At 71.1% G+C, this 25837-nt stretch carries 24 protein-coding genes and 1 pseudogene; 15 read left to right on the forward strand and 10 right to left on the reverse strand.

Annotation, left to right across the window (positions count from 1 at the left end; translation table 11 throughout):
* Nucleotides 1-244: 244 nt before the first annotated feature.
* The 3 genes from AB0B66_RS38995 to AB0B66_RS39005 all read left to right on the forward strand — a co-directional run bounded on the left by AB0B66_RS38995 (nt 245) and on the right by AB0B66_RS39005 (nt 2487).
* Complete coding sequence (locus tag AB0B66_RS38995) at nt 245-1390, forward strand: hypothetical protein (RefSeq protein WP_360539832.1); 1146 nt, start codon at nt 245-247, stop codon at nt 1388-1390.
* The gene (locus tag AB0B66_RS39000; RefSeq protein WP_360539834.1) at nt 1387-2037 is read left to right on the forward strand and encodes a hypothetical protein; all 651 of its coding nucleotides are present in this window, start codon (nt 1387-1389) and stop codon (nt 2035-2037) included. Before AB0B66_RS38995 ends, AB0B66_RS39000 begins: the two co-directional genes overlap by 4 nt.
* A gap of 69 nt (nt 2038-2106) precedes the next feature.
* Nucleotides 2107-2487 (forward strand): RidA family protein, encoded by a 381-nt coding sequence (locus AB0B66_RS39005; protein WP_360539836.1) that lies wholly within the window; start codon nt 2107-2109, stop codon nt 2485-2487.
* 13 nt (nt 2488-2500) lie between these two features.
* On the opposite strand, the gene AB0B66_RS39010 is transcribed toward AB0B66_RS39005, so the two are convergent.
* Together AB0B66_RS39010 and AB0B66_RS39015 are read right to left on the reverse strand one after the other, a co-directional pair.
* Complete coding sequence (locus tag AB0B66_RS39010; protein WP_360539838.1) at nt 2501-3907, reverse strand: FAD-binding oxidoreductase; 1407 nt, start codon at nt 3905-3907, stop codon at nt 2501-2503.
* A gap of 91 nt (nt 3908-3998) precedes the next feature.
* A complete protein-coding gene (locus AB0B66_RS39015) occupies nt 3999-4709 on the reverse strand; it encodes an SMI1/KNR4 family protein (RefSeq protein WP_360539840.1) in 711 nt (236 codons plus the stop codon).
* Between the two features lie 80 nt (nt 4710-4789).
* Here AB0B66_RS39015 and AB0B66_RS39020 point away from each other — a divergent pair, with 80 nt between their 5' ends.
* Both AB0B66_RS39020 and AB0B66_RS39025 read left to right on the forward strand, forming a co-directional pair.
* The gene (locus AB0B66_RS39020) at nt 4790-5689 is read left to right on the forward strand and encodes an LLM class flavin-dependent oxidoreductase (RefSeq protein WP_360539842.1); all 900 of its coding nucleotides are present in this window, start codon (nt 4790-4792) and stop codon (nt 5687-5689) included.
* Between the two features lie 157 nt (nt 5690-5846).
* The gene (locus AB0B66_RS39025) at nt 5847-8012 is read left to right on the forward strand and encodes an FUSC family protein (RefSeq protein WP_360539844.1); all 2166 of its coding nucleotides are present in this window, start codon (nt 5847-5849) and stop codon (nt 8010-8012) included.
* Nucleotides 8013-8018: 6 nt separating this feature from the next.
* Here AB0B66_RS39025 and AB0B66_RS39030 read toward each other — a convergent pair whose 3' ends face one another.
* Together AB0B66_RS39030 and AB0B66_RS39035 are read right to left on the reverse strand one after the other, a co-directional pair.
* On the reverse strand, nt 8019-8999 hold the full coding sequence (locus tag AB0B66_RS39030) for a hypothetical protein (RefSeq protein ID WP_360539846.1): 981 nt from the start codon (nt 8997-8999) through the stop codon (nt 8019-8021).
* A complete protein-coding gene (locus AB0B66_RS39035) occupies nt 8996-10333 on the reverse strand; it encodes an MFS transporter (protein ID WP_360539848.1) in 1338 nt (445 codons plus the stop codon). Before AB0B66_RS39035 ends, AB0B66_RS39030 begins: the two co-directional genes overlap by 4 nt.
* A 308-nt stretch (nt 10334-10641) precedes the next feature.
* Between AB0B66_RS39035 and AB0B66_RS39040 the strand changes: the two genes are divergently transcribed.
* Together AB0B66_RS39040 and AB0B66_RS39045 are read left to right on the forward strand one after the other, a co-directional pair.
* Nucleotides 10642-12042, forward strand: coding sequence for a DNRLRE domain-containing protein (locus AB0B66_RS39040; protein ID WP_360539850.1), 1401 nt, complete (start codon nt 10642-10644; stop codon nt 12040-12042).
* A 69-nt stretch (nt 12043-12111) separates the two neighbouring features.
* The gene (locus AB0B66_RS39045) at nt 12112-13302 is read left to right on the forward strand and encodes a hypothetical protein (protein ID WP_360539852.1); all 1191 of its coding nucleotides are present in this window, start codon (nt 12112-12114) and stop codon (nt 13300-13302) included.
* 114 nt (nt 13303-13416) lie between these two features.
* Here the strand turns inward: AB0B66_RS39045 and AB0B66_RS39050 are convergent, their stop codons facing one another.
* Complete coding sequence (locus AB0B66_RS39050; protein ID WP_360539854.1) at nt 13417-13650, reverse strand: hypothetical protein; 234 nt, start codon at nt 13648-13650, stop codon at nt 13417-13419.
* A 270-nt stretch (nt 13651-13920) separates the two neighbouring features.
* On the opposite strand from AB0B66_RS39050, the gene AB0B66_RS39055 reads away from it, so the two are divergent.
* Nucleotides 13921-15816, forward strand: a complete 1896-nt coding sequence (locus AB0B66_RS39055) for a glycoside hydrolase family 3 N-terminal domain-containing protein (RefSeq protein ID WP_360539856.1) — start codon at nt 13921-13923, stop codon at nt 15814-15816.
* 36 nt (nt 15817-15852) lie between these two features.
* On the opposite strand, the gene AB0B66_RS39060 is transcribed toward AB0B66_RS39055, so the two are convergent.
* Nucleotides 15853-16950 (reverse strand): AI-2E family transporter, encoded by a 1098-nt coding sequence (locus tag AB0B66_RS39060; RefSeq protein WP_360539858.1) that lies wholly within the window; start codon nt 16948-16950, stop codon nt 15853-15855.
* Nucleotides 16951-17063: 113 nt separating this feature from the next.
* On the opposite strand from AB0B66_RS39060, the gene AB0B66_RS39065 reads away from it, so the two are divergent.
* The 3 genes from AB0B66_RS39065 (at nt 17064) to AB0B66_RS39075 (ending at nt 19456) form a co-directional block, all read left to right on the forward strand.
* Nucleotides 17064-18023, forward strand: a complete 960-nt coding sequence (locus AB0B66_RS39065; protein WP_360539860.1) for a DUF1152 domain-containing protein — start codon at nt 17064-17066, stop codon at nt 18021-18023.
* 68 nt (nt 18024-18091) lie between these two features.
* Nucleotides 18092-18502, forward strand: coding sequence for a VOC family protein (locus tag AB0B66_RS39070; protein ID WP_360539862.1), 411 nt, complete (start codon nt 18092-18094; stop codon nt 18500-18502).
* Between the two features lie 171 nt (nt 18503-18673).
* The gene (locus AB0B66_RS39075; protein ID WP_360539864.1) at nt 18674-19456 is read left to right on the forward strand and encodes a maleylpyruvate isomerase family mycothiol-dependent enzyme; all 783 of its coding nucleotides are present in this window, start codon (nt 18674-18676) and stop codon (nt 19454-19456) included.
* Nucleotides 19457-19471: 15 nt separating this feature from the next.
* On the opposite strand, the pseudogene AB0B66_RS39080 reads toward AB0B66_RS39075, so the two are convergent.
* Nucleotides 19472-19660 (reverse strand): annotated as a pseudogene (locus AB0B66_RS39080) (YfcE family phosphodiesterase); the annotation flags it as partial.
* Between the two features lie 36 nt (nt 19661-19696).
* Here AB0B66_RS39080 and AB0B66_RS39085 point away from each other — a divergent pair.
* A complete protein-coding gene (locus tag AB0B66_RS39085) occupies nt 19697-21352 on the forward strand; it encodes a recombinase family protein (protein WP_360539866.1) in 1656 nt (551 codons plus the stop codon).
* 386 nt (nt 21353-21738) lie between these two features.
* Here AB0B66_RS39085 and AB0B66_RS39090 read toward each other — a convergent pair whose 3' ends face one another.
* Complete coding sequence (locus tag AB0B66_RS39090) at nt 21739-21945, reverse strand: thioredoxin family protein (RefSeq protein ID WP_360539868.1); 207 nt, start codon at nt 21943-21945, stop codon at nt 21739-21741.
* Between the two features lie 539 nt (nt 21946-22484).
* Between AB0B66_RS39090 and AB0B66_RS39095 the strand changes: the two genes are divergently transcribed.
* Nucleotides 22485-24221: a UvrD-helicase domain-containing protein gene (locus AB0B66_RS39095; RefSeq protein ID WP_360539870.1), complete on the forward strand. Its 1737-nt coding sequence runs from the start codon at nt 22485-22487 to the stop codon at nt 24219-24221.
* Between the two features lie 116 nt (nt 24222-24337).
* On the opposite strand, the gene AB0B66_RS39100 is transcribed toward AB0B66_RS39095, so the two are convergent.
* Nucleotides 24338-24499, reverse strand: a complete 162-nt coding sequence (locus tag AB0B66_RS39100) for a hypothetical protein (protein WP_360539934.1) — start codon at nt 24497-24499, stop codon at nt 24338-24340.
* Here AB0B66_RS39100 and AB0B66_RS39105 point away from each other — a divergent pair.
* Nucleotides 24476-24601, forward strand: a complete 126-nt coding sequence (locus AB0B66_RS39105; protein ID WP_360539932.1) for a hypothetical protein — start codon at nt 24476-24478, stop codon at nt 24599-24601. The genes AB0B66_RS39100 and AB0B66_RS39105 overlap by 24 nt on opposite strands.
* 286 nt (nt 24602-24887) lie before the next feature.
* On the forward strand, nt 24888-25178 hold the full coding sequence (locus tag AB0B66_RS39110) for an STAS domain-containing protein (protein ID WP_360539872.1): 291 nt from the start codon (nt 24888-24890) through the stop codon (nt 25176-25178).
* Here AB0B66_RS39110 and AB0B66_RS39115 read toward each other — a convergent pair.
* Nucleotides 25135-25764 carry an NUDIX domain-containing protein gene (locus AB0B66_RS39115; protein WP_360539874.1) on the reverse strand — a complete coding sequence of 210 codons (630 nt, stop codon included), beginning with the start codon at nt 25762-25764 and terminating at the stop codon, nt 25135-25137. The two genes, AB0B66_RS39110 and AB0B66_RS39115, sit on opposite strands and share 44 nt — an antisense overlap.
* Nucleotides 25765-25837: the final 73 nt, after the last annotated feature.

The following is a 25837-nucleotide window of genomic DNA, read 5'->3' on the forward strand; positions in this document are numbered from 1 at the left end:
CAACCCCGGCTGCCCGGCGGGGAAGCAGTGTTTGTTGGTGGTGTGGGCGAGCTGACCCGCCCCCGGGGGTCGATACCGGGCCCGGTGTCGGCCCCGCGGCTGGCGACGGCGGGCCAGCACACCGGCCGCCGTGTCGGACCCGCCCTGCCCCGGGCGTGCCCGACACGGCGGCCGCCTGCCGGCGCGCGTAGAGCTGTCGGTCGGGGGACAGCGCCGGGACCGTCCGCATGGGACTCTGGTCGCGATGCGTACGCTCGCGCTGCTCAGAGTCGCGCTGCCCCTGCTCGCCGTGGCGGCGTCCGTTCTCGTGGCGTCACCCGCGCAGGCCGGCATCGGCGCGGTGGCGGTGCGCAGCCGCACCGTCGAGTTCGGTTCGGATGCCGCGCCGCAGCAGGTCACGATGCCCTGCGGGCCGGGAGAGCAACTGGTCAGCGGCGGTTATGCGGGCGGTGATCCGCTGCTGCGGGTGATCGCCAGCCACCCGTCCGACAGCCAGGGCACCCCGGTCGGCGACGGCTCGGCACCGCGGGCGTGGACCGTCGGCGTCGTCAACACCGGCCAGACCGTCCGCACGCTGGAGGTCTTCTCCGTCTGCCTGAGTGGCGGCGACAGCACCGCCGGGGTGTACGCGGGTGTCCAGTCGGACCCGTCGGACCCGTCCGTCGAGGCGGTCTGCCCGCAGGGCATGGTGCGCACGGGCGGCGGCTACTGGTCGGTCTGGTACCCGAGGCTCGGCGCGGCCAGGGTGGACGGCAGCCACCCCGCCGGTACGCGGGGCTGGGCCCTCGACCTCACCGTGCCCGCGAACCTGCCCGCCCGCTCCTCGGTCACCGCCCTCGTGGTCTGCCACACCGGCCCGGTGGCGGCTGTCGCCGCCGCGCCCGTCGTCTTCGACCTGCGGTCGGCGTCACCGTCGTGTGCCGTCGGCGCGGCCGCGAACATCTGCGTGGTGCCGCGTTCCGGGGACGCGACCGCGGAATGCCCCGGCGGCGCGGTCCTGACCGGGGGCGGCTACCGGATCGTGTCCGGGGGCCCGCTGACCGGCCAGGCCGCCCTCATGGACGGACCAGTGTCGGCTGACGCCTGGAGAGTGCGCCTGAGCGGGACCACACCGCAGGACACCCCCGTGCGGATGAGCGTGGAACCGGTCTGCCTCGGCAACGTCGTCCAGCCGAGCGAGCCCGTCAGCGACCTGATCCCCGACACCGGGGCGAAGCGGAACAAGGCGCTCGCGCTCGGTGCCGGGCTGCTCGCGTTACTGCTGTTCCTCCTGCTGGTGGTGCTGCGCCGGGTGAGCCGGCGGTCCGCGCCGCCCCCGCCGCTGATCGAGGTCGTGGTCCGCACGGCCCGGTTCCGCTATCGCGACGACGCCTACCGGGAGGACGTGTGACTACCGTCCGGGAGATCGTCTTCGGAGAGTTCATCCCCGGCAAACCCGGCCAGGCGGCCGGGGAACTGGAGGCGGCCGCGGAACGCCTGGCCGGGGTGGGGATGGTGACCGACCAGCCGCAGGCCCCCGCGGCCGCCCTGGCGCGCGCGGTGCTGACCAAGGTCGCCGAGCTGCTGGACGTCGAGGTGTCCGACGTGTTCGTCGGCGCGTGGCGGACGAGGTCGGCGCTGCTGGCCGCCGCCCGGGAGACCGCTGCGCATCCCGGCCTGCGGCGGGAGGTGAGCATCCGCAGCTTCACCATGCCCTGGGAGTACGAGGCCGAAGTGGACGTCGTCGTCAGCGGCTCCGTCGTCACGACCCTGACCGCGGCGGTGACGCTGCAGCTCACCGTCACCGCGTTGGCGGCTGTCGTCGAGGCGGGCCGCCTCACCGCGCTCACCGCCGGCGACGCGACCGCCCGTGGCGAACTGCGGGTGCGCTGTTCCGCACCGGCGGCCGAGCACACCGTCGCCGAGCGTGAGCAGGCCGTCGACCTGCGGCGGGAGCTGCGGCTCGGGGGAGGCGGCGTGGCGCTGGTGGACGTGCCGCACGACGTTCCGGCGCAGCGTGGCACGCCTGTGTCGCCCGACCCGCCCGCCGTGGGCTGACGCACCCGCCGCCGGCGGCACTGCCATGATTGTCGGGCTACACGTCGATTCCCGACCCGGAGGCCATGCATGCCGAAAAAGATCATCAAGGCGGACGGGGCGGCCCCGCCCGGCGGCCCGTACTCGCACGCCGTCGTGGCGGGCGACTTCGCGTTCCTGGCCGGGGCCTGCCCGGTGCTGCCGGACGGCACCTGGGTCAAGGGCGCGTTCGCCGAGCAGGCCCGGGCCGCGTTCGCCAACCTGGCCGAGGTGGCCCGCACCGCCGGAGGCGACCTGAGCCGAGCGGTGCGCGTCGGGGTGTACCTTCGCGACTTCGCCGACTTCGCCGCCATGAACGAGATCTACGTCGAGTTCTTCGGCACCGAGAACCTCCCCGCGCGGACCACGCTGCCGGTGGCGCTCAACGGGTTCGACATCGAACTCGACGCGGTGATCTACCTCGGCGACTGATCCCGGCCGCGGGTCACGGGCGGATGTTCTGGTTGAGGTGGAACAGGTTGTCCGGGTCGTAGGCGCGTTTGACCTCGACCAGCCGGTCGTAGTTGCCGCGGTAGTTGGCCCGGATCCGCTCCTGGTCGTCCCCCGCCATGAAGTTGATGTACCCGCCCTCCTCCGACAGCGGCGCGGTGGCCGCGTAGTAGTCGCGCACCCAGGCAGTGTTGGCGTCGTTGTCGGCCGGGTCGGGCCACATCCCGGCGATCACCACGGCGAAGTTCGCGTCGCGGTACGCGAACGCGGTCGCGTCGGGGGCGACCCGGTGGCAGGCCCCGTTGATCGGGTAGATGTGCACCGTCGAGTTGACCACGGGCACCTTCGGCCCGTGCGCCACGTGGGCGTCGATCGCCTCGTCGGTCAGCTCCTTGACGAAGCTGGCCTTCCAGTAGTGCTGCAGCCCCGGCGGCACCAGGCCGTCGAACGCGCTGTTCAGGGCCGCGTACGGCATGGGGCCGACCATCTCGGCGACCGGCGGCGCGACCGCGCGGATCCGGTCGATGATGCGCTCACCGTCGGCCGTGGACCCCGTCCAGCAGTTCACCATCGCGATGAACGGCTCGCCGTGCCGGTCGGCGGGGATGAACGGCAGCGGCGGCGCGATCTGGAACGCCGGGAACCCGCCGTATTGCTCTGGCGCGTCGGCGATGAAGTCGCGGAAGAACGCCAGCAGGTCACGGGTGGCGGACAGCTCGAAGAACATCGGGCCGCCGTAGATCTCGCCGACCGGGCTCAGCGCGAACTCGAACGAGGTCACCGCGCCGAAGTTGCCGCCACCGCCGCGCAGCGCCCAGAACAGGTCCTCGTGCTCCTTCTCGCTGGCCAGCACCGCCCGCCCGTCGGCGGTGACGACCTCGGCGGACAGCAGGTTGTCGCAGGACAGGCCCAGGCCGCGGGCGAGGTAGCCGATGCCGCCGCCGAGGGTGAGCCCGCCGACACCGGTGGTGGAGATGATGCCGCCGGTCGAGGCCAGGCCGTGTGCGCCGGTGGCGGCGTTGAAGTCGCCCCAGGTCGCGCCACCGCCCGCGTGGGCGGTGCGGGCGTGCGGGTCCACGGTGACGGCGCGCATGCCGGACAGGTCCGCCACGATGCCGTCGTCGACCGTGCCGAACCCGGGCACGCTGTGCCCGCCGCCGCGTACCGCCAGATCCAGGCCGTTGTCGCGGGCGAAGTCGACCACCGCCTGCACGTCGGCGGTGCTCGTGCAGCGCACCACCGCGCGGGGCCGCCGGTCGAACATGGCGTTGTGCACGGTGCGGGCCTCGTCGTAGCCCTCGTCGCCGGGCGTGATCACCTGCCCGGAGATCCGTGCTCGCAGCTGCTCCAGCGTCGATGCGGCCATCTCGGTGCCCCCCGTCGGAGTCGCGGTGGGCCGCATGGCGCTCAGCCTGGACAGGTGGCCGGTCGCGGCCCTCTGTCCACGCTAGCGGCCCGGCCCGCTTGATCACGCCGGAACGGGGCAGTCGGCGTTATGAGGGTTCGTCGCGCCGGGGTGCCGCATCCGGGCTCAGGCTCCACCGGGGCCGGGGGTCGCGGCCAGGGGCAGGACGGCGCGGCGCGGCTGTGGGAGGAATGCGCACCGCGGACCGTTTGCGCAGGTTGGCGGCGATCTCCGGTGGACCGGTGGGCGTGGGGTCGGCCGGCGGTAAGCGGCGCGGCGGGCGCATGGGCGGCCAGACGGGACTGGGCCGGCATACCCACGGCTGTTCGATCTTGCGAGCCTCGCTGCCGTCATGGGTCTCGGCGAGCCAGTCGGCCAGGGTCAGCCCCTGCGGCGCGAGCGCGTGCTCGGGGCAGCAGCCGCCCGGATCCCAGCCCCACATCGGCCCCGCCGGGTCGCGGAAGTCGAGCAGCCACCAGATCGCGCAGCCCACCTCGTACACCGGCACCAGGCCCCGCGGATGGCCGGGTGCCGAGCTGAAGTCGCCGTAGTGGTCGACGATGTCCCCGCCGTCGTCCGACCAGGCGTTCTCGCCCACGCCGAGGACGCCGTCGCGGGGTCCGAAGCCGCCGTTGGCGACCTCCAGGTAGATCCGGCGCAGCAGCGGCGGCAGCGGCAGGCCGATCAGGTGCTCTGCCTCGGCGATCGCTCCCGGTGTGGCGAGTTCGACCGGGCCGCGCCAGGCGGGTGCGGCGGCCACGCGGGCACGGAGCAGGTCGAGCAGTTCGTCCTCGGTCACGCCGAGCATCATGGCGTATCGGCGGCGTGCCTGACCGGCTCGTCTGGTCTGGCGGCCGCCTCTGCGCCATCATGATCGGCGTGACCGAGGTGAACGCACGACCTGAGACCAGAGTGGGTGCGGTGTTCGTGCCGCAGTTGCCGCCCGAGCGGCTGCGGTCGGTGGCGCAGGCCGCCGACCAGGCCGGGCTCGACGAGCTGTGGCTGTGGGAGGACTGCTTCCTGGAGAGCGGCATCACGTCGGTGGCGGCGGCGCTGGCCTGGACCGACCGGCTCACCGTCGCGGTCGGGTTGCTGCCCGTGCCGCTGCGCAACGTCGCGATCACCGCGATGGAGCTGGCGACCCTGCACCGGCTGTTTCCCGGCCGGGCCCGGGTCGGGGTCGGCCACGGGGTGCAGGACTGGATGGGCCAGGTCGGCGCGCGGGCCGAGTCGCCGATGGCGCTGCTGCGCGAGCACCTGACCGCGCTGCGGGCGCTGCTGTCCGGTGAGCGGGTCACCGTGCAGGGCCGATACGTGCGGCTGGACGGCGTGGCGCTGGACTGGCCGCCGCCGCGGCGCCCCGAGCTGCTGTCCGGCGCGACCGGTGACCGCACGCTGCGGCTGTCCGGCGAGGTCGCCGACGGCACGATCCTGACCGGTGGCACCACGGTCGCGCAGGTGCGCCGGGCGCGCGGGCTGATCGACGAGGGCCGGGCGAAGGCCGGGCGCACGGACTACCACCGGGTCGTGGTCTACCTGCACGCGGCGACGGGCCGGGACGCGGCGGCGCGGATGGAGGCCGAGCGGGTCCGCTGGGGCTACGACACCATGGACGGCCACGGCGTGGCCGGGAGCGCGGAGCAGGTCGCCGAGGCGGTGCGGGCCTGGGCCGCGGCCGGGGCGGACACCGTGGTGCTGCAGCCCACCCCCGACGACCCCGACCCGGAGGGTTTCATGGCCTTCGCCGCGCAGGAGGTGGCCCCGCTGGCACGGATCTGACCGGGCTCGGGCGGTCGGGCAGGATTCGTGGAGTTCGCCGGCCACCCACTCGTGCGGAACCGGCCGCGCCGCCGTCCGATCCGGGAGACGCTGATGGCGTGAACGAGCACAGCGCGGCCGGTCGGCCGCCCCGCCGCGCGGGTTGCGGGGCGGCCGGGTGAGCTGGTGGCGGGCGCTGTGGTCGCCGGCGGCCGCGGTGCGCGGGCTGCGGGCCGCAGTGCTGGTGCCCGCGCTGTTCGCGTTCTCCCTGCTGGTGATCAAGTCGCCGCAGGTGGCGACGTTCACGGCGTTCGGCGGGTTCGCGAGCCTGGTGCTGGCGTCGTTCGGCGGCACCCGCCGGGACCGGGCCGTGGCGCACACCATGCTCACCGCCGTGGGCGCGGTGCTGATCGTGATCGGAACGCTGGTCAGCCATTCGGTGGTGGCCGCCGCCATCGCCACCGCCGTGGTCGCGTTCACCTCGTACTTCGCCGCCGTGATCGGGCCCAACGACGCCTCCGGCGCGGCCGCGGCGATGCTGCCGTACATGCTGGCGGCGTCGGCGGCCGCGCCGCCGGACGTCATCGGCGACCGGGTCGCCGGGTGGGTGCTCGCGACCGGGGTCGGCGGCCTGGCGGTGGTGCTGATGGCGCCTCGTTCGGCGGGCGCGGAGCTGCGCCAGGCCACCGCGACCCTGGCCGTCGGGCTGGCCGACCTGCTGGAGGCGGGGGCGCTGCGGGCCGCGCTGCCGGAGCTGCGGGCAGGCGTCGCCGACGCCACGCACCGGATGATGGCGCTGTTCGTGTCGGCCCCGTACCGGCCGAGCGGGCTGGTCATCGCCGACCAGGCCATGGCGGGCGCGGTCAACCAGCTGGAATGGTGCAAGGGCCTGGTCAGCGACGGCATCGACCGGGTCGGCGACCTGCGCGACGCGCCGCCGACGCAGCGGGCCCCGCTGGAGGCGTCGGCGCAGGTGCTGCGCCAGGCCGCCGCGGTGCTGCGCGGCGAGCAGGTCGATCCGGACCTCAAAGGGCTGGAGCAGACGTGCGCCGACAGCGTGGCCCGGCTGACCGGCCCGGGGCAGCCGGACGCGGACGCGATGGAGCTGGTCGTCGCGTTCTACGGGCAGACCACGGCCAACTGCGTACGCGCGTTCGCCACCGACGTGCTCATCGCCACCCGGGGAGCCGACCCGCTGACCGTCGGCGGCAGCGTGCGGCGTTGGTACGGCCTGGCCCGGCCGGACCGGCCGCCGCTGCGCCGGCTGGTCACCCTGGCCGGTGTCGCCGGGATCGTGCTGCGCAACGCGAGCCTGCGCTCGGTGTGGTTCGTCAACGCACTGCGCGGCGCGCTGGCGCTGTCCGCGGCAGTGGTGATCGTGCAGCTCAGCGGGGTGCGCAGCGGGTTCTGGGTGCTGCTGGGGGCATTGTCGGTGCTGCGTACCAGCGCGGCGTCGACGGGCACGCAGGCGGTCAAGGCGATCGTCGGCACGGCGGCCGGGGTCGCGGCCGGCGCGGCGCTGCTGCCGCTGCTGGGCCCGTCACCCTGGGCGAGCTGGGGCGCGCTGGCGGTCGCCGTGTTCGTGGTGGCGTACGGGCCCGGCAAGCTCCCCGACGTCGCGAGCCAGGCGGCGTTCACCGTGGTGATCCTGGTGCTCTACAACATCCTCGCGCCGACCGGCTGGACGCTGGGCCTGGTGCGGCTGCAGGACGTCGCGATCGGCTGCCTGGTCAGCCTCGTCGCCGGGCTGCTCGTCTGGCCGCGCGGGGCCGGCGACCTGGTGCGCGACGACGTCGCGGAGATGTTCAGGGAGGGCGGGGCGCATCTGACCGAGGCGGTGGCGTGGGCGCTCGGCCGGCGTACGCAACCGCCCACCCTCGCGGTCCGGGCCGCCGCGACGGCGTTCCGGCTGGAGGACGCGCTGCGCGGCTACCTGGCCGAACCCGGGTCGAAGCGGATGGACCGGGCAGGCCTGTGGCGGTTGGTCATCTCCGGGGTGCGGCTGCGCCAGACCGCGAACGCGCTCGACGACCTGACCCCGCGCGACGCCTCCCCGGACCCGCGCTGCGACGCGCTGCTGCGCCACGCCGACGCGCTCGCCGGTTTCTACGCGAGCCTCGCCGACCAGGTCGGTGAGCCGACGGGGCCGATGCCGCCACCGCTGGCCCCGCCGAGCCCGCCCGACGACGAGGTGCTCGGGACGGGTGGCGGCGGCACGCCGCTGCACCGGCTGCGCCGCCGCTGGGTGGGCGAGCACCTGCGCCACCTGGAGCTGCACCTGGCCGACCTGGTCGCGCCCGCGCACGCCCTCGCCGACCAGCGCCGCCGCCCCTGGTGGCGCTGACCCGGGTCAGCCGAGGGCGGCGGGGGACTCGGCCTCGTCGAGCAGCAGGGCCGGCTTGCCGGTGCCGCCGGCGGGCACGGACCAGATCGACGGGGTGCCGTCGGGGCCGCGCAGGGTGTACGCCACCGTGCCGTCGTCGAGCCACGCCGGCTGGTCGTCGACGCTGCTCGTCTCGGCCAGGTTGGTCACCGCCAGGGTGGCCAGGTTCAGCACGGACAGCCGCCAGCCGCGCTGCGGGTCGCCGCCGACCGCCTGCTTGAACGCGATCCGCGTGCCGTCGGGCGACAGCGACGGGCACTCCACGTTCTCGGTTACCGTGCGCAGGGTCCGGGCCGCGAAGTCGCCGCGGACCAGGTAGCGCTTGCCGCCGGTGGCCATGGTGGCGTAGAAGGCGTTGTCGTCGGCGGTGAAGGTGACGCCCCAGAAATTGACGTCCACGTTGCGGTACGGCTTGCCGTCGCGGGTGACCGCGAACTCCTCCAGCGTCGTGACCAGCGCGCCGGTCCGGGTGTCCAGGATGCCGGTGCGGGTGGAGAAGCCGCCGGTGCTGTAGGAGTCGCCGCCGACGAAGGTCGTCCAGGCGACCATCCGGCCGCTGGCCGAGACCCGGGCGCGGTTGGGCAGCCCGGGCACCGCGAACGAGCGGGTCGCCCGCAGCTCGCGGTCGAGCACCACGAGCTGGTACGACCAGGCCGTCTCGGGCTGGATGCACACGCCGGTGCCCGCGGCGGCGTAGACGCGCACACATTCCATGCCGGACACCTGCCGGGGTCCGGACGGGTCATCTCGGGACACGGTGGTCGCGTGCCGGTCGCTGACGACCAGCAGCCGCGGGCCGGGGTCGAGGGTGACGGCGGCGGCGGGCACGGGCGATGCGGTGGTGGCCTTGTTCCTGGCCAGCTGGACGTAGCCGATCCCGACCGCGGCCAGTGCCACGGTGACCGATGCGGCGACGATGACCTTGGTGCGCGTGCTGAGCTCGCTCATCGGGCGGCCTCCTGCTCTTGCTGGGTGTGCACGGCCGTCGACGCGTCCAGGGCGGCCTCGCCCCGGGCCCCGCCGCGGGGCACGAGCAGCAGCAGCGTGGCGGCCACGGCGAGCACCACGGCCAGCGCCGCGACGCGGGATGCGGTGGCCGGTCCCCAGGTCTGCCAGGCGAGTCCGAACAGGACCGAGGAGAGCAGGTACGCTAGGGCCTGGCCGGTCTGGATCAGGGCGATGCCGGTGGTGCGCAGGCGGTCCGGCAGCACCGGCCCGGCCAGCGCCATCAGGATGCCGTCGGTCGCGGCGTAGAACAGGCCGTACAGGGCGAGCGTCAGCACCAGCAGCGGCGTGCCGCCCAGCGGTCCGAACAGCAGCAGGTACGCCGCGGTCAGCGCGACGTAGCCGCCGAGCATCACCGGCAGCCGGCCGACCCGGTCGGCGAGCACGCCCAGCGGCGCGGCCAGCAGCAGGTAGCCCAGGCTCGTCCCGGCGGCCAGCAGCGGGAACCAGACGGTGCTCAGCTCCTCGCGGCGCTGCAGCAGCAGGTACACGAAGCCGTCGCCGATGGTGGCCAGGCCGAGCAGGCAGGCGGCGAGCACGAGCCGCCGCACTGGGGCGTTGCGCAGCAGCGACGCGGCCTCGCGCAGCGACACCTTCGCCGTGGCGGGCACGGTCTCGCGACGGTCGCGGACGAACAGCACCAGCACCATCACGCCCAGCGCGGCGACGCAGAAGCTGACCACGAACACGGCGTCGAACGAGTTCGCGGCCAGGGCCAGCACGCCGAGCGCGACCAGCGGGCCGAGGAACGCCCCGACGCTGTCCATCGCGCGGTGCACGCCGAACGCCCTGCCCAGCGCCTCCGGCGGCGTGGACAGCGTGATCATGGCGTCGCGCGGCGCGGCGCGCAGGCCCTTGCCGGTGCGGTCGGCGGCGATGACCAGGCCGATCGCGGGCACCGAACGGCCCGCGGCCAGCAGGGCGAGCTTGGCCACCGCCGACAGGCCGTAGCCGAGGGTCGCGACGGCCTTGCGGCGGCGGGTGCGGTCGGCGACGTACCCGCCGACCAGGCGCAGCAGCGCGGTCGCTCCGGTGTAGATCCCGTCGATCATGCCGTACGCCAGCGGGCTCAGTTGCAGGCCCAGCACCAGGTACAGCGGCAGGACCGCGGTGACCATCTCGGACGAGACGTCGGTGATCAGGCTGACCGTGCCCAGGGCGAACACGTTCGCGCCGACCTTGGCGAAGCGGCGTCTGCCGGATCTGTCCGCCGGGGGTGTGGCGGCCGGACTGGTGACGGTGGACAGGTACACGCGGTTGCGCTCCTCCCGCGGCATGGCGTCCGCGACGACGGTGCAGATGGGACCGACCCGGACCGCCCGGCGGGCGCCGTTTCACGGCACGCCGCGGCCACCCCGCGTCGGGCACATCCTGAGCCGCCCGCGGTACGCAGGGCCCTCGCACACGCCACCAGCGGGCGTGCTTCCGATGAACAGACGGTGTCACAGCAGCCGGTCGGCTGTGGACGCTCATCCGACTCACCCACGCTGTTCACCCGAACGTGTGCCGGCCGTTTCCGGGCGTCCCTACATTCCTCGCACGGCTGCGCCGATCGCGCTGCCGTACACCCCCAGAAGGGCTAGTCATGGGAATCCGCAAGGGCCGCGTGGCCGTGACGGCAGGCACGGCGTTCGTGCTGACCGCCGCCACGGTCGCGACGGTGCTGACGGTGTCGGCGCAGACCGCCGCCGCCGCGACGTCCACGTTCACCCCGGTGGCCGACACGTATGTGCAGGCCGACACGGCGTCGACCAACTACGGCACCGCCGTCCAGATCACCGTCGACAGTTCGCCGCAGCGCCAGATGTTCCTGCGCTTCACGGTCGGCGGCGTCAGCGGCACCGTGACCAGCGCGAAGCTGCGGCTGCGCCACATCAGCGGCAACGACGGCAGTGCCGCCGGCGGCACGTTCAAGGCGATGTCGAACACGTCGTGGTCGGAGACCGGCACGACGTGGAACAACAAGCCCGCCCTGGACGGCGCGACGCTGGGCACCCTCGGCTCGGTCGTCGCCAACGGCTGGTACGAGGTCGACGTGACCTCGCTGGTGACCGGCAACGGCACGTTCAGCATCGGCGCGAGTTCCACCAACAGCGACGGCGCCTACTACGACACCCGCGAGACCGGCGCGGACTCGCCGCAGCTCGTCGTCACCACCGGCACCACCCCGTCGCCGAGCCCGTCCACGCCGCCGCCGTCGGGTGACCCGGTGCTGGTCGGCGCGGGCGACATCGCCGACTCCGGCTCCGGCGACACCGCCACGGCCGCGCTGCTCGACGGGATCTCCGGCACCGTCTTCACAACCGGCGACAACGTCTACACCAACGGCACCGCGTCGGAGTTCAGCAGCTACTACAACCCGACCTGGGGCCGCCACAAGGCGCGCACCCGCCCCGCGCCCGGCAACCACGACTACAACACCTCGGGTGCGAGCGGCTACTACAACTACTTCGGCTCGGTGGCCGGTCCGTCGGGTCAGGGCTACTACTCCTACGACCTGGGCAACTGGCACGTCGTCTCGCTGAACTCCAACATCAGCATGTCGGCGGGCTCGGCCCAGGAGACCTGGCTGCGCAACGACCTGGCCGCCAGCACCAAGCCGTGCACGATCGCGTACTGGCACCACCCGCTGTTCACCTCCGGTGCCAACCACGCCCCGTCCACCTCGACCCGGCCGCTGTACCAGGCGCTGTACGACTACAACGCCGACGTCGTCGTCTGGGGCCACAACCATCAGTACGAGCGCTTCGCCCCGATGAACGCCAGCGGCACCGCCGACAGCTCGCGCGGCATCCGCTCGTTCGTCGCCGGCATGGGCGGCGCGGGCTTCTACGGCTTCGGCACCATCCAGCCCAACAGCCAGGCCCGCAACAGCGACACCTGGGGCGTGCTGAAGTTCACCCTGCACTCGAACAGCTACGACTGGCAGTTCGTCCCGCAGGCGGGCAAGACCTACAACGACTCCGGCACCGGTAGCTGCCACTGACCGGATGAAGGGAACCTTCACCAGGCGTCATATGGTGAAGGTTCCCTTCATTTCGTTTACCGTGGAGCGATGTCGATTCCTCGCAGAACCGTCCTGACCGGACTGATCGCCATTCCCGCCGCCGGCGCGACCGCCGCCCTGATCGGCGCGAGCCCGGCCGCCGCCGCCCCCGCCTCGATCGACCGGACCGCGTTCAAGCTGCGCCGCCGCGCCGGCTCGTACGCCACCGCGATCGCCGGGCTGGACGCGGCCCTGCCCAACGTCAGCGTCCAGCACGTGCTCGACGACGGCAACCGCACCGCCACGCGGATCACCGCGGGCGAGGGCGCGGGCCTGGTCACCAACTTCGCCGCGGGCTTCCACTTCGAAAGCGGCGACGACAACACCGCCGAGTGGATCCCGCAGGGCATCACCACCAGCTCCGACGCGCTCGACGCCGGCGTCTACGAGGACCGCAAGGCCGTGCTGGTCTCCTGGTACTCCACCGGCGTGGACGGCCAGAAGGGCGTGCGGGTCAGCTTCGTCAACCGCACCGACCCGCTGCTCCCGGTCTACCGGCACGTGCTGCTGGTCGAGCCGTACACCTCCGGCGGCGTGCACAGCTACCGCCCCGTGGTCATCCACGCGGGCGGCATCGCCTGGTACGGCCACCACCTCTACGTCGTCGACACCAGCAACGGCCTGCGCGTCTTCGATCTGAACCACCTGTGGCAGGTGTCCAGCACGAACTCGGCGGTGTGCGGCCGCCAGTCCGACGGCAGCTACCAGGCCTTCGGCTACAAGTACGTGCTGCCGCAGTCGCTGGCCTACGACCAGGTCGGCACTGGCGGCCTGCGCTTCTCGTTCATCTCCCTGGACCGCACCACCGCCCCGGACAGCTTCCTGGTGGGGGAGTACGGCAACCCGGGAACCGGGACCCGCCTGGTCCGCTGGGGCGTCGACTACACCGACCGCGAGCTGGTCCACGACAGTGGATCGACCACCGACGCCACGGCGAGCTGGGCCTACCGCGTGGACGTGACCTCGATGCAGGGCGCGCTGAGCCTCAACGGCAAGTATTTCCTGTCCACCAGCGACGGCGACAGCAACGACGGCGACCTGGGCACCTGGACCCCCGGCGGCAGCGTCGTCATGCACTACGACACCCTGCCCGTGGGCACCGAGGACTTCACCTACCGCGGCAACACCGACGAGCTCTGGACGGTGTCCGAGTACGCGGGCCGCCGCATGGCGATCTCCGTCAAGGCCGGCGCCTTCTAGCGGGCAGGGGGACGAGCTCGCGCGGGCCGCAGCTCGCGCGAGCTCGTCGGTCAGGTGCTGTGGTGCGGTGTCACCGGGAATGCCCCGTGTTCCCGGTGTTGGGGTCGCGCCGGTTCAGAGCCGCTGGAGGTGGCAAAGCTGCGCGGCCGGGGTGGCCTCGTGGGCTGTCGCGGCGGCGTCGGGGCACCACTGCTCGGCCTGGTGGTTGACCTGGTGCCCCCGCGGCGCCAGGTGTTCCGCGTGCGATGCGCTGAGCGCGCGAGGGCGGCCTTCGCCGCCGTCAGGGGCGCGCGACGGTGCGACGCCTCCCGGGCCGGCCCGGAAGGCCGGTGGATGGTGTTGGGTCATACTGCGAACGCTAGGACCACCGCACAAGTGTGTCGATGCGTTTTCGTCGGGTGGTGGAGCCTCCGCGGCGGTCTGCCGTCGCGTACTTCTATGCGGACCGAGGCGTGCCCACGCCTTGTTACATGGCTTGTTTCACCAGCGCGGCATTATGTTCCAGGAATCCGTTGACACCGAACCGCGGGAAGTGTTGGCTGTCGGAGGCCGTCGTCGCGACGAGGGGCACTCGCGTCGGCACGTCCACGCCACGCCGCTACCCCTCTGGAAGGCACCATGACCACGACCGTCACCGCCACACCGGCGGCTGCGCCACCACCGCCGTCCCGCCGCCGCGGCCGCCTGATCGCTGCGGGCCTCGTGCTCGTGCTGGCGGCCGGAGCCGCCGTGTACTGGCTGACCCGCGACACCGACGACGGCGCGTTCGATGCCGATGCGCCCTATCTCGACGTGTCCGTGCCGATCGCCGACCGGGTCGACGACCTGCTGGGCCGGATGACCCTCGACGAGAAGATCGGTCAGATGACGCAGGCCGAGCGCCGCGAGGTGACCGGGGGCGACGTCACCGCGTACGCCCTGGGCTCGCTGCTGTCGGGCGGCGGCTCGGTGCCGAGCGACAACACGCCGCAGGGCTGGGCCGACATGTACGACGGTTTCCAGACCGAGGCGCTGGCCACCCGCCTGCGCATCCCGATGATCTACGGCGTGGACGCCGTGCACGGCCACAACAACGTGCACGGGGCGACGATCTTCCCGCACAACATCGGCCTGGGCGCGACCCGGGACCCGCAGTTGGTCCGCCGGATCGGCGAGGCGGTCGCGACCGAGGTGACCGCGACCGGCCTGGACTGGGACTTCGCCCCGTGCCTGTGCGTCGCCCGGGACGTCCGCTGGGGCCGCACCTACGAGTCGTTCGGCGAGGACCCCGAGATCGCCTCCTCGATGACAACGATGGTGACCGGACTGCAGGGCGAGCGGCTGGGCGGCCCGAACTCGGTGCTGGCCACCGCCAAGCACTACGTCGGCGACGGCGGGACCCTGGACGGCAAGGACCAGGGCGACGCGCGGATCCCCGAGGAGGAGCTGCGCAAGATCCACCTGCCGCCGTTCCAGGCCGCGGTCAAGGCCGGGGTCGGCTCGGTGATGGTCTCGTTCAGCTCGTTCAACGGCGAGAAGCTGCACGGCCACCGCTACCTGATCACCGAGGTGCTCAAGGGCGAGCTGGGCTTCACCGGGTTCGTGGTGTCCGACTGGAACGCCATCGACCAGCTCGACGGCGTACGCGACGCGTTCACCCCGGCCGAGGTCAGCACCGCGATCAACGCGGGCATCGACATGGTCATGGTGCCCGAGCGCTGGCGCGAGTTCATCGGCGTGCTGCGCGACGAGGTCGACGCGGGCAACGTGCCGATGGAGCGCATCGACGACGCCAACCGGCGCATCCTGACCAAGAAGTTCGAGCTGGGCATGTTCGAGCACCCGATGGCCGACCGCGCGCAGTTCGACAAGGTCGGCTCGGCGGCGCACCGGGAGCTGGCCCGCCGGGCCGTACGCCAGTCGCAGGTGCTGCTGAAGAACTCCGGGGTGCTGCCCCTGAAGCCCAAGACCGGCAAGGTGTTCGTCGCCGGGCGCAGCGCCGACGACATCGGCAACCAGTCCGGTGGCTGGACGCTGACCTGGCAGGGCAAATCTGGCCCGATCACCGACGGCACCACCATCCTGCAGGGCGTCAAGGAGGCCGTCGAGCCCGGCGGCGCCGTCACCTACAGCGCCGACGGCACCGGGATCGACAAGAGCTACGACGTGGCGATCGCCGTGATCGGCGAGACGCCGTACGCCGAGTACGAGGGCGACCGGCCCGACGGGGTCACGCTCGACAAGGTCGACCTCGACACCCTGGCCACGCTGCGCAAGGCGGGCGTGCCCGTGGTCGTGGTGCTGGTCTCCGGGCGGCCCGTGGACGTCAGCGCCCAGCTGCCGCAGGTGCAGGGGCTGCTGGCCGCGTGGCTGCCGGGCACCGAGGGCGCGGGCGTCGCCGACGTGCTGTTCGGCGCGTACGCCCCGACCGGCAAGCTGCCGATGTCCTGGCCCGCGACCGCCGCCCAGGAACCCGTCAACACCGGCGACGAGAAGACGCCGCTGTTCCCGTACGGCTTCGGCCTGACGTACTGACCCGTCCCGGCGGTCTCACGCGGGGCACGGTACGCCTCAGTCGGGTGTGTCGGCCACCAGCCGTGCGAGATCGCCGGGCCCGTCATCGCCGTCGGGACCCCCGTCCGCGGCCTCGACGGCCCCTCCGCCGTTTCGGCGGGAGCGCAGCAGTTCGGCGGTGTGCTGGATGATCGCGGCGGTCGGTGCGGCGAGCATGACGCCCAGGATGCCGGCGACCAGCCCGCCGACGACGGTCGCCAGCAGGATCGTCAGCGGACGCATGCGCAGCGCGGCCCCGTACGCGAACGGCTGGAGCATGGTCTGCAGCGTGCCGTTGGCCAGGAACACCACCAGCGTCATGATTAGCGCCGTCTGCACCCCGCCCGACGCGAGCGCGATGAGCACCGCGTACGCCCCGGCCACCCACGCGCCCAGGTAGGGCACGTAGTTGCCGAGCAGCGTGATGATCACGAGGGTGGCGATCAGGGGCACGCCCAGCAGCAGCGCGCCCAGCCCGACCACGGCCGCGTTGAACGCCCCGAGCAGCGTCAACCCGACGACGTACCCGCGGATGATCCGGCCGACCTGGTCCATCCACGGCCGACCAAGCGGGATCCACGGCTCGGCCGCCCGAGCCATCGCCGGCCCGTCCTTGAGCATGAAGAACGTGGTGAACAGGAACACGAACGTGCCGATGAAAACGCTGGCGGTGGTACCGGCGACGTTGCCCAGCGCGGGCAGCAGGCCGGACAGCAGCGTCGAGCCGTGATCCGACAGGGAGTCGCGCGCCGACTCCGCGTTGGAGCCCGCCACGCCCAGCTTGGTGAGCAGTCCGTGCAGGTCCTGCACCGCCTTGCCCAGCGCGGTGCTCAACTCGGCCCACTGGCTGGCCAGCCCGGTCACCACCAGGAAGATCACACCTATGCCGAGGGCGATCAGGAACAGGATGCCGAGCATGGCGCACAGCCCTCGGCGCAGGCCGCGCCGCGCCAGCGCCTCGACGGCCGGTGACAGCGCCAGCGAGACGATCAGGGCTCCGATCAGCGCGATGACCAGCGGCTTCAACAGGATGATCAGGAACACAAGGACAGCCGTGGCCAGGGCGATGCCGACGATCGCCCACGCCTTCGACCCGACTGTCCGGAGCGCGTCCACCTGATCCGCCTTAATCCCTTTGACCCGTTTTCATGTTAGATGACGGATGTCGCTGTATCCGGGGAACGAATAAGCGGGTGCCCCGGTCGACGCCGGGCACTACCGTCTCGGCCATGCCCGCCGTCTTCGAACCCCCGCTGTCTCAGCGCCTGCGCGACGCCAGGCACGTGCTCATCGCGGGCGCCGGCGGCGGCTTCGACGTGTACGCCGGGCTGCCCCTTGCGCTCGCCCTGCGCAACAACGGCACCCGCGTCACCCTCGCCAGCTACGCCGTCAGCGAGCTGGGCGCGCTCAGCCTGTCCTCCTGGGTGCGCACCGGCCTGGCCGCCGTGCGTCCCGACAGCGCCGGCAACGACCGCTACTTCCCCGAACGCACCCTCGCCCGCTGGCTCGCCGCCCAGGGCCACGACCCCGTCGTGTACGCCTTCGAGCGCACCGGCGTGCGCCCGCTGCGCTCGGCCTACCGCAAGCTCATCGACCTGCTCGGCATCGACGCGATCGTGCTCGCCGACGGCGGCACCGACATCCTCATGCGCGGCGACGAGGCCGGCCTCGGCACCCCCGAGGAGGACATGACCAGCCTCGCCGCCGTCGCCGGGCTGCCCGTGCCGTGCAAACTCGTGGTCAGCCTCGGCTTCGGCATCGACTCCCACCACGGCGTCTGCCACGCCCACGTGCTGGAGAACCTCGCCGCGCTGCAGCGCGAAGGGGCCTTCCTCGGCGCGTTCTCCATCCCGCCGGGCAGCGCCGAGGCCGCCGCCTACTGCGACGCCGTCGCGCACGCCGCCGCCGCCACGCCGCTGTCGGCCAGCATTGTCAACACCCAGGTCGCCTCGGCGGTACGCGGCGACTTCGGCGACGTGCACACCCTGCCCCGCACCGAGGGCACCGAGCTGTTCGTCAACCCGCTGATGGCGATGTACTTCACCGTCGACCTCGACGGCCTGGCCCGGCACGTGCACTACCTGCCGAAACTGGAGCACACCCGCACCCGGGTCGAGGTGGCGCTGGCCATCGAGGAGTACCGCGACGGCCTGGACCGCATCCGCGCCCGCCGCCCCATCCCGCACTGAGCCGCGTCTTGACCTCAAGCGTGCTCGAACAGGCAGGGTCGGCACACACCGACCGCACGGGAGCCGCCATGACCATCGACCCGAGGGCCCACCTGCGCCTGGCCCGCCCCAGCCGCGACCTCGCCGCCGCCGAACGTTTCTACGTCGACGGCCTCGGCCTGCACGTCCTCCACCGGGCGACCGGCGGCGGACCCGGCGAGCACGACCTGCTGATGCTCGGCTGGCCCGACGCGTCCTGGCACCTGGAACTCGTCGCAGGGCACGACCTCGCAGCCCCACCCTCGCCCACCGACGAAGACCTTCTCGTGCTGTACCTGGCCGGACCCGTGGACGACGCGCTGGTGGGGCGCCTGACCGAGGCCGGGGGCACCCGGGTGTCGCAGGGCCCCTACTGGAACCGCTGGGGCGTCACCGTGGCGGATCCCGACGGCTACCGGCTGGTCCTGAGCACTCGATCCTGGTCCAACTCGGCCGACTGACGGGGACGTGATCGTCACCCGGCGGCGCAGCTCAGGTATGCCCACCGAGTGACTTTGCTCTGCACCCAAAACCTTGCTCTGCACCCATCGGCGCAATGAGCGCCGAGGCGGCCGCCGCGTCGGCTGCGAAATTCGCTGTCCGGTCGTCGAGCACAGTGCTAGAAAGCCGGGATGCACGAGATTCTTGCGTTCTCTGATCATCTGCGGCTGATCGACGAACGGGCGGCTGCCTTCCACGCCGCGGTCGCCGCGGCACCCAACCTCGACGCGGTGGTGCCGACCTCTCCCGAGCGGACGCTGTTCGATCTCGTGCAACACGTGGGGATGGGCCGCCGCAAATCAGCCGCCATCGTCGCCGCAGGACCCGCGGACGCGCCCCCGGAGAAGTCGGCTTGGGACGACGGCAGGGGTGCGCCCCGGGAGCGCGAGGCTCTCCTGGCCTGGTGGACCGAGTCCGTCGAGCAGCTGACGAGCACGCTGCGCGAGGCCGGCCCGGACCGCGGTTGTTGGACATGGTGGGAGGACTCGCCGTCACCGCAAACCTCTGCTGCCTGGGCACGGCGACAGGTTCCCGAGATCGCGGTGTACACCCACGACGTCCAGCTCACGGTGGGTGCCCCGCAGCCGCTGCCGGAAGAGGTCGCCCTCGACGGCTTCGACGACTGCCAGTTCACCCTCTGTGCGACGACGGTCGCCTGGCCGCACGAACCCGCCGTCGTCGACTACCACGCCACCGAGGGCCGTTCCTGGCGCCTTCGGCTTTCCGGCGACGGCGCACAGGTCGCCCGCCTCACCGCTGCCGGCGAGGACCCCGACACGGCCGACGTCTCCGCCCGGGGCACGGCCAGTGACCTGGTCCTGTTCTTCTACGGCCGCATACCGCTGGATTCGCTGAGGTTCGAAGGCGACCGTCGTATCTTCGATCAGCTCGCAGCCTGGGACCCGTCCGTGTGACAACCGACGACCTGCTCAGCGCTGCGCGGGTCGGCCGCCCGTGCCACCGAGCCGGTGCAGTTCCACGTCCACGAGTCGGCCTGCGGCGATCGAGGCGGTGAGGAAGGTCGCGTGCGGCTGGCGGCGGCGGTCGGTCGGCGAGCCCGGGTTGATCAGCCGCAGGCCGGTGGGGGCGGTGCTGTCCCACGGAATGTGCGAATGGCCCAAGGTGTCAGAACCTGCAACGTATAAGATACCCCGGTGACCGATATTGCTGCGCTCCTGGCCATCCCCGGCAAATCCCTCGACGGGATCACCATGTCGGGCGACGAGGCCCGCCAGCAGTTGGGCGTCGAGCTGTACCCCCTGGCCGTCCGCACGATGGAGGGCCTCCATGTGGCCATCTACCTGCGGATATCCGATGACCGCCAGGAAGAGTACAAGGGCGTCCGTCGCCAGGCCATCGACACCATCTCGTGGGCGCTGGCTCGCGGCGCTGCCTCGATCACCATCTACGAGGAGAACGACACCTCGGCCTTCAAGAAGAAGCGCATCAAGGTCACCGACGAGCACGGCAACCGCTACTTCGTCTGGCGCGTGATCCGCCCCCGCTGGCAGGCGATGCTGGTGGACCTGCGGTCAGGTGCCTGCAAGGCGGCCTGCGTCTACGACCTCGACCGCCTGACCCGCGATAACCGCGACCTTGAGGACGCGATCGAGATCGCGGAGCACTACCACCGCTACTTCGACGGCACCACGGGCTCGCTCGATCTGAACACCGACGGTGGCCGAGCTATGGCGCGGGTCATCACGGCCATGAACAACAAGTCGTCGGCTGACACGTCGCGCCGGCAGAAGCGCAAGCACCGTGAGTTGGCCGAGGAAGGCATCCCCGTCGGCTCGCGCCGCCCGTTCGGCTGGAAGGCCGACAAGCTGGCCCTGGACCCCGTCGAGGCCGCGGAGATCCGAAAGGCCGTCGACAAACTTCTGGCGGGCGTCGGCGTGATGTCGATCGTGGGCGACTGGAACAGCCGAGGGCTGCGGACCTCGCAGGGCAACTTCTGGCGCAGGTCGGTCTTTGTAGGGATGTTGCGCAACCCCAGGATCGCTGGGTTCCGAAGCACCATGGCCCGTGGCAACCGCGAGGCAGGCGAGATCGCCGAGTACTACCAGATCGTCACGCGGGCTGATGGTACCGAGGTCAAGGGCACATGGGAGCCCATCGTCAAGCGCGAGGTCTGGGAGGCCCTGGTCGACAAGATCGGGAAGAGTGCTCAGACAGCCCGAGAAGGCGGCCGGAGCGGCAAGTACCAGCTCTCCGGGAAGGTCCGCTGCGGGCGGTGCCCGTCTCTCCCCAAGATGGCGGGGGCCTACGCGAAGCAGAGACAGAAGCCCGCCTGGCGCTACCAGTGCGATGGCATGGAGGAGGGCGGCTGCACCAACAGCCGCAACATGGCGCGGGTCGACGACCTCATCCGAGACCTGGTCTTCCTGGTGCACGACAAGCGGGCTGCCGAGGCCGTGCCCGCGCCGGCCAGCGTGCCGCCGGAGGTCGAGCAGAGGCTCGCGGATGTCGACGGGCTCCTCGCCGACCTGTACGAGCAGTGGAAGTCGAAGCAGCTTCCGTCGCAGGAGTACTTCGCGATGCGGAAGGACTTGAACGCCGAGCGTGACGAGATGACGGCGGCGAGGGCTGCCGTCGAGCGGCGCGAGGTGCGCCAGAACGTGTCGGCCAGCGTGCGGGACAGGTGGGACAGCCCCGAGACCACGATGGGCGAGAAGCAGGCGTTCATCGGTGCGTACCTGGAGGCCGTGATCATCCACCCCATCGAGCCGGAGTGGAGCGACAAGGCCGGCAGGATGGTGAAGCGCAAGAGCTTCAACCCGGCGCTGATCGAGCCCATCTGGCTGGACTGACCCAGATACGAAAAAAGCCCCCCGGCTTTTGCTGAGGGGCTTCTTCGTCATGCGGTGAGACCTTGCGCCTGACCTTGATACCGAGCGCGGCGTTGGCCCGCTCCCAGCGCTCCCAGGTCGGCATCGGGGCACGGCTGGCGTGATACTCAAGCCACTCCTCGCGAGTCCGCTTGACGTGATCTTTCTCTGGTGGGGTGGGTGGCACCGGTGTAAACGCTCCGTCCATCGGGGGGAGGCCAGGCACACCCGGGCATCCCCGCTTTTCCATTTGGAAAGAGCCGCTCTACGGATGCGGCTGAACCCAGGAGCGCTGTTCCTGCTGGGGCACGAGCCCCACTCGGCGACCGACCCGCCCGCCGTTGCTGTAGAACAGGAGCGTCTGACGCTCATGACCTGGAACTCCGGGCGAGGTCCGGGTACTCGTCGATGTTCACCGCGAGATCGGTCAGCTCCGGGGTCTCGTCGGCAAGCGAGTCGAGCACCGGCGCCAGGCGCTTGCACGGCTTGCACCACTCGGCCCAGAATTCGAGGATCAGCACGCGGTGCTCGTGAGCCTGCGAGTTGAGGTCGGCGATCGATGTTCGTTGTGACATACAGCGGGAGGCGGCCGTGTGTCTGGCTCAGATGAGGCGGGAGACGGGTCGGCATAGCGTTGCCGGGATCAAGCTGGCGTGCAATTAGGTCTCCGACAGCAGTAACAAGCGCAGGTAGCGAAGGTGGGGTTCGGGCTTCGAGCGGAGGTGTGTCGGTCTGCGCGTGGGAAACTGCCAGTCGGCTGCCTCGCCGAAGGGCGGGACCGGATGGAGGCGAGGATCGGCTAGTCAGGTCTGAACTTGCGGTGGGCATGCTGGGAACCCCCTGAGCGGTTCTTGATTGGCTTCATCCCGTAAAAGGCTCCGTAGCGGCTCGGCTTGACGTGTTGGCAAGGCGCTGGTCACCCAACACGACCCAACATCGCCCAACACGGCTGGTGTCCACCCAGCTCGACGGGGTGCCGCTCTCTGGCTCCAGTCCGAAACGCTGCGACGCGCAGATCGCCAATCTGGCTGTGTTTCGGGTAGGCGTACGACGGCGACGACGTGGTCTCACCTGCCTAGTGCCGCGCCCGTCGAACCGGCCGGAGGTGATCTGTATGGATAACCGGGTGAGGGTGGTGGCGGCGGCCGGGTCGGGCAAGACGTCGGTGATGGTGGCTCGGACCGCGTACGCCATCGCCCGCGGGTTCGTTGCCCCTGAACGGATCCTGCTGTTGGCGTTCAACCAGGATGCGGCCAAGGAGCTGCAGCAGCGCCTGCAACGGCGGCTGACCGGCGTTGGTCTGCGTGCGGACGGTGTCACGGCGTCGACGTTTCATGCGTTCGGGCTGGCGGTGATCGGTCAGGCCACCGGCCGTAAGCCGAGGGCCGCGTCTTGGGTCGACGGCCGCCAAGGCCAGGACAAGATCCTGCAGATCGTGGACCGGTTGCGCGACTCCTCCGAGCGGTTCCGCTACGCCTACGACACGTACCGGCTGCTGTACGCGCGGACCAGTGACAATCCGAAGGGCACCAGCGGAGACGTGTGGGACGGCGGCACGAAGACCGTCCGGCATCGGACGTTCTCCGGCCATCAGGTCCGCAGCCAAGGTGAGAAGATCATCGCGGACTTCCTGTACCTCAACGGGATCGACTTCGAATATGAGCGGCCGTTCGTCGTCGACACGGCCACCGCCGATCGAAGCCAGTACCACCCAGACTTCTACTACCCTTCGGTCGATGTCTGGCACGAGCACTGGGCGCTGGACGCCAACGGACAGCCGCCAGCGGACTTCGACGGCTACGCCGAGGGCATGGCCTTGAAGCGCGAGTTGCACCAGGCCACCGGTACGCACCTGATCGAAACGACGTGGGCGTCGATCATGGGCGCGGACGGCCTCGTGGCGTTCGGGAAGCAGCTGACAGCGGCCGGTGTGATCCTGGACTGGAACCCCGACCGGCCGATCATGGACAAGGAAGCGGTCCCGGCGTCGCACGAGGACATGGCAAGACTGCTGCGCACCTTCATGGCGCACGTCAAAGCAGGCGACCTGACCGAGGCCGCCGTCGAGGCGAAGCTTCTAGCCACGTCGGCGCTCAACACCGCCCGCACGAGACACTTCCTGTCGCTGTACTGGCCGGTCCACCGGGCCTGGCAGCAGGCCCTGGCCGACGAAGGCAGCGTTGACTTCGAAGACATGCTGGTCACCGCAGCGCAGATGCTCGAAAGCGGTGCCGCGCGGTTGCCCTACGACATGGTCTTGGTCGACGAGTTCCAGGACACCAGCCAGGCCCGCGCCCGTATCGTGGGGGCACTGGTCGGCCAGCCGGGCCGGTTCCTGCTGACCGTCGGCGATGACTGGCAGGCGATCAACCGGTTCGCCGGCGCCGACATCACGATCATGCGTGAGCACAAGCAATGGTTCGGTCCGGGGCCGGTGCTGCGGCTGTCAACGACGTTTCGCTGCACGCAGGAGATCTGCGACGTGTCGAGCGCGTTCGTTGCCAAGAACGACCGCCAGATCCCCAAGGCCGTCAAAGCCTCTGCGGGACCCGGTGGCGACCGCGTCCGGTTGCTCTACGCCGCCGGCAACGCTGTCGCCGCCGTCCGAGCTGCTGTCGCAGCGGAACTGGACCGCATCAGCACAGCTGGCCACGTCAGCGTTGGGGCCGGCAGGCCGACCTCGGTGCTGATCCTTGGTCGGTACCGGCATGACGACAAGTTCGTGCACGAGCAGCATCCCTCGGGCCTGAACGTGATCTTCAAGACGGTCCACGGTGCCAAAGGCCTGGAAGCCGACTATGTGATCATGCCCAACATGACGCGGGCAGGCTGGGATTTCCTTCCGAAGTAGTCGACGATCCGGTGCTCAACCTGGCCATGGCTGCACCGGATCCCTATCCGCACGCAGAAGAGCGCCGGCTGTTCTACGTGGCATTGACCCGGGCCCGCCGCCAGGCCGTGTTGATCTCAGTGCACGAACGGGAGTCGGTGTTCGTCACGGAGCTCCTCAGGGACGCCCAGGTCGAGCCCGTTGAGGTCGACCCCGCCACTGGTGACGTTGTCGCTTCCTCGGTCCAGGCATGCGCCCGGTGCGGCCTCGGTGTCATGGTGCCGCGGACCAGCGTCCATGGTCCTTTTCTGGCTTGCAGCGCCTTCCCCGACTGCCGGGCCACGATCAACATCCCCCAGCAAAGAAGCAGGTCGACGCGGTCGAGCAGCAGGCGGCGCTGATACGCAGGTGGTCGCCGCCGTGGCTGCACACCTTGAGCCGGGTCCTGAATCCGCTGGGACCACGTCACGGCCGCGGTGGCGGTTGAACTGTCCTCGGGCACATGTTCCAAGGATGCTCGGTGGTTGTCATCGGTGGGCAACGAGGACCGGCTGGCTCACAGATCGGCGCGCGCAGCCGATGGGAGGTCGGATGGGCGGACCATGCACTCGGCCTGCTGGGGGACGAACCCCCGGGCCTGCTGCGGGACACTGAGATATGGCAGACGATTCGGGGCACGCTGCCGGTGTGACGGTGACTGCCGACAGCACAATGATCAAAGTCGCGGGTGAGCTCGACCTGTGGACCGCTGATGCGGCCGGCGCGCGGCTGCACGCGGCGATCGGGGCTGGGTGCGGCCGCGCCCGTCTGGACCTCGGCCAGCTGCGGTTCATCGACGCGCACGGGCTGGCGGTCCTACTGCAAGCCGCTGCCTTTGCCTGCGCGCGAGGCCGTCAGCTGGAAGTGGTGAACGTGACTGCGCAGGTACGGAAGATCATGACTGTGACAGGTGCCGGTGTAGCGCTCGGTATCGCCTGATCGACGTCCCAGCTTCGGTAATCTGCGCACGCCGAAGTGCCGGCTGGTGCATAGCAATGACCCCATCAACGCGCCAGCGCCATGGCGAGCAGCTGCGGCTCGCGCCGGCTGCGAGATCATCGATACAGTCGAACAGCGCTTTGGCCAGGATCCGGGTGTCTTCGAACATCGCCACCGACTGCAGCTCGTCGCGGCTGAACCAGTGAACCTCGTGCGCGGGCGTGCACTGGGGCGTGATGTCGGCGGCGATGGCCACGTACTGGTGGTCGATGTGCACGTGCGGCTCGGTGACGTGGCTATCTGCCGACACCTGCACCTCGGTGATCCACCACGCGGCCGCCACGGTCGGGTGCGGATAACCGGACGGCAACGGCAACGCCGCTGGCGTCGGCAACACCGATACTTCCACCCCAGTCTCCTCCAGGATCTCCCGACGCGCGGCCGCCTCGACGTTCTCGTCAAGCTCCACGTGTCCGCCGGGGATCATCCACCGGTCCAGTCTCGGGTGAAGGATCAATCCCAGCGTCCAGAAGCCGCTGACATGAGTAAATACGAACGCGCCCGCCGTAGCGTGCTTAATCGTCATGGTCGTCCTCTCTCGCTCCGTCAAGGAGCCCTCTGGGCGGACTGTCAGCGTGCCCTGGCCTTTTCCGCGACCC

Origin of the sequence: Catellatospora sp. NPDC049111, assembly GCF_040648615.1 — a bacterium.
GTDB classification, from domain to species: Bacteria; Actinomycetota; Actinomycetes; order Mycobacteriales; family Micromonosporaceae; genus Catellatospora; species Catellatospora aurea.

Coding starts and splice junctions, on each gene's coding strand:
- AB0B66_RS38995 (WP_360539832.1), top strand. CDS start 245: ATGCGTACGCTCGCGCTGCTCAGAGTCGCGCTGCCCCTGCTCGCCGTG.
- AB0B66_RS39005 (WP_360539836.1), top strand. CDS start 2,107: ATGCCGAAAAAGATCATCAAGGCGGACGGGGCGGCCCCGCCCGGCGGC.
- AB0B66_RS39010 (WP_360539838.1), bottom strand. CDS start 3,907: ATGCGGCCCACCGCGACTCCGACGGGGGGCACCGAGATGGCCGCATCG.
- AB0B66_RS39030 (WP_360539846.1), bottom strand. CDS start 8,999: ATGAGCGAGCTCAGCACGCGCACCAAGGTCATCGTCGCCGCATCGGTC.
- AB0B66_RS39035 (WP_360539848.1), bottom strand. CDS start 10,333: ATGCCGCGGGAGGAGCGCAACCGCGTGTACCTGTCCACCGTCACCAGT.
- AB0B66_RS39040 (WP_360539850.1), top strand. CDS start 10,642: ATGGGAATCCGCAAGGGCCGCGTGGCCGTGACGGCAGGCACGGCGTTC.
- AB0B66_RS39045 (WP_360539852.1), top strand. CDS start 12,112: ATGTCGATTCCTCGCAGAACCGTCCTGACCGGACTGATCGCCATTCCC.
- AB0B66_RS39050 (WP_360539854.1), bottom strand. CDS start 13,650: ATGACCCAACACCATCCACCGGCCTTCCGGGCCGGCCCGGGAGGCGTC.
- AB0B66_RS39055 (WP_360539856.1), top strand. CDS start 13,921: ATGACCACGACCGTCACCGCCACACCGGCGGCTGCGCCACCACCGCCG.
- AB0B66_RS39065 (WP_360539860.1), top strand. CDS start 17,064: ATGCCCGCCGTCTTCGAACCCCCGCTGTCTCAGCGCCTGCGCGACGCC.
- AB0B66_RS39070 (WP_360539862.1), top strand. CDS start 18,092: ATGACCATCGACCCGAGGGCCCACCTGCGCCTGGCCCGCCCCAGCCGC.
- AB0B66_RS39075 (WP_360539864.1), top strand. CDS start 18,674: ATGCACGAGATTCTTGCGTTCTCTGATCATCTGCGGCTGATCGACGAA.
- AB0B66_RS39090 (WP_360539868.1), bottom strand. CDS start 21,945: ATGTCACAACGAACATCGATCGCCGACCTCAACTCGCAGGCTCACGAG.
- AB0B66_RS39095 (WP_360539870.1), top strand. CDS start 22,485: ATGGATAACCGGGTGAGGGTGGTGGCGGCGGCCGGGTCGGGCAAGACG.
- AB0B66_RS39105 (WP_360539932.1), top strand. CDS start 24,476: ATGGTGCCGCGGACCAGCGTCCATGGTCCTTTTCTGGCTTGCAGCGCC.
- AB0B66_RS39100 (WP_360539934.1), bottom strand. CDS start 24,499: ATGGACGCTGGTCCGCGGCACCATGACACCGAGGCCGCACCGGGCGCA.
- AB0B66_RS39115 (WP_360539874.1), bottom strand. CDS start 25,764: ATGACGATTAAGCACGCTACGGCGGGCGCGTTCGTATTTACTCATGTC.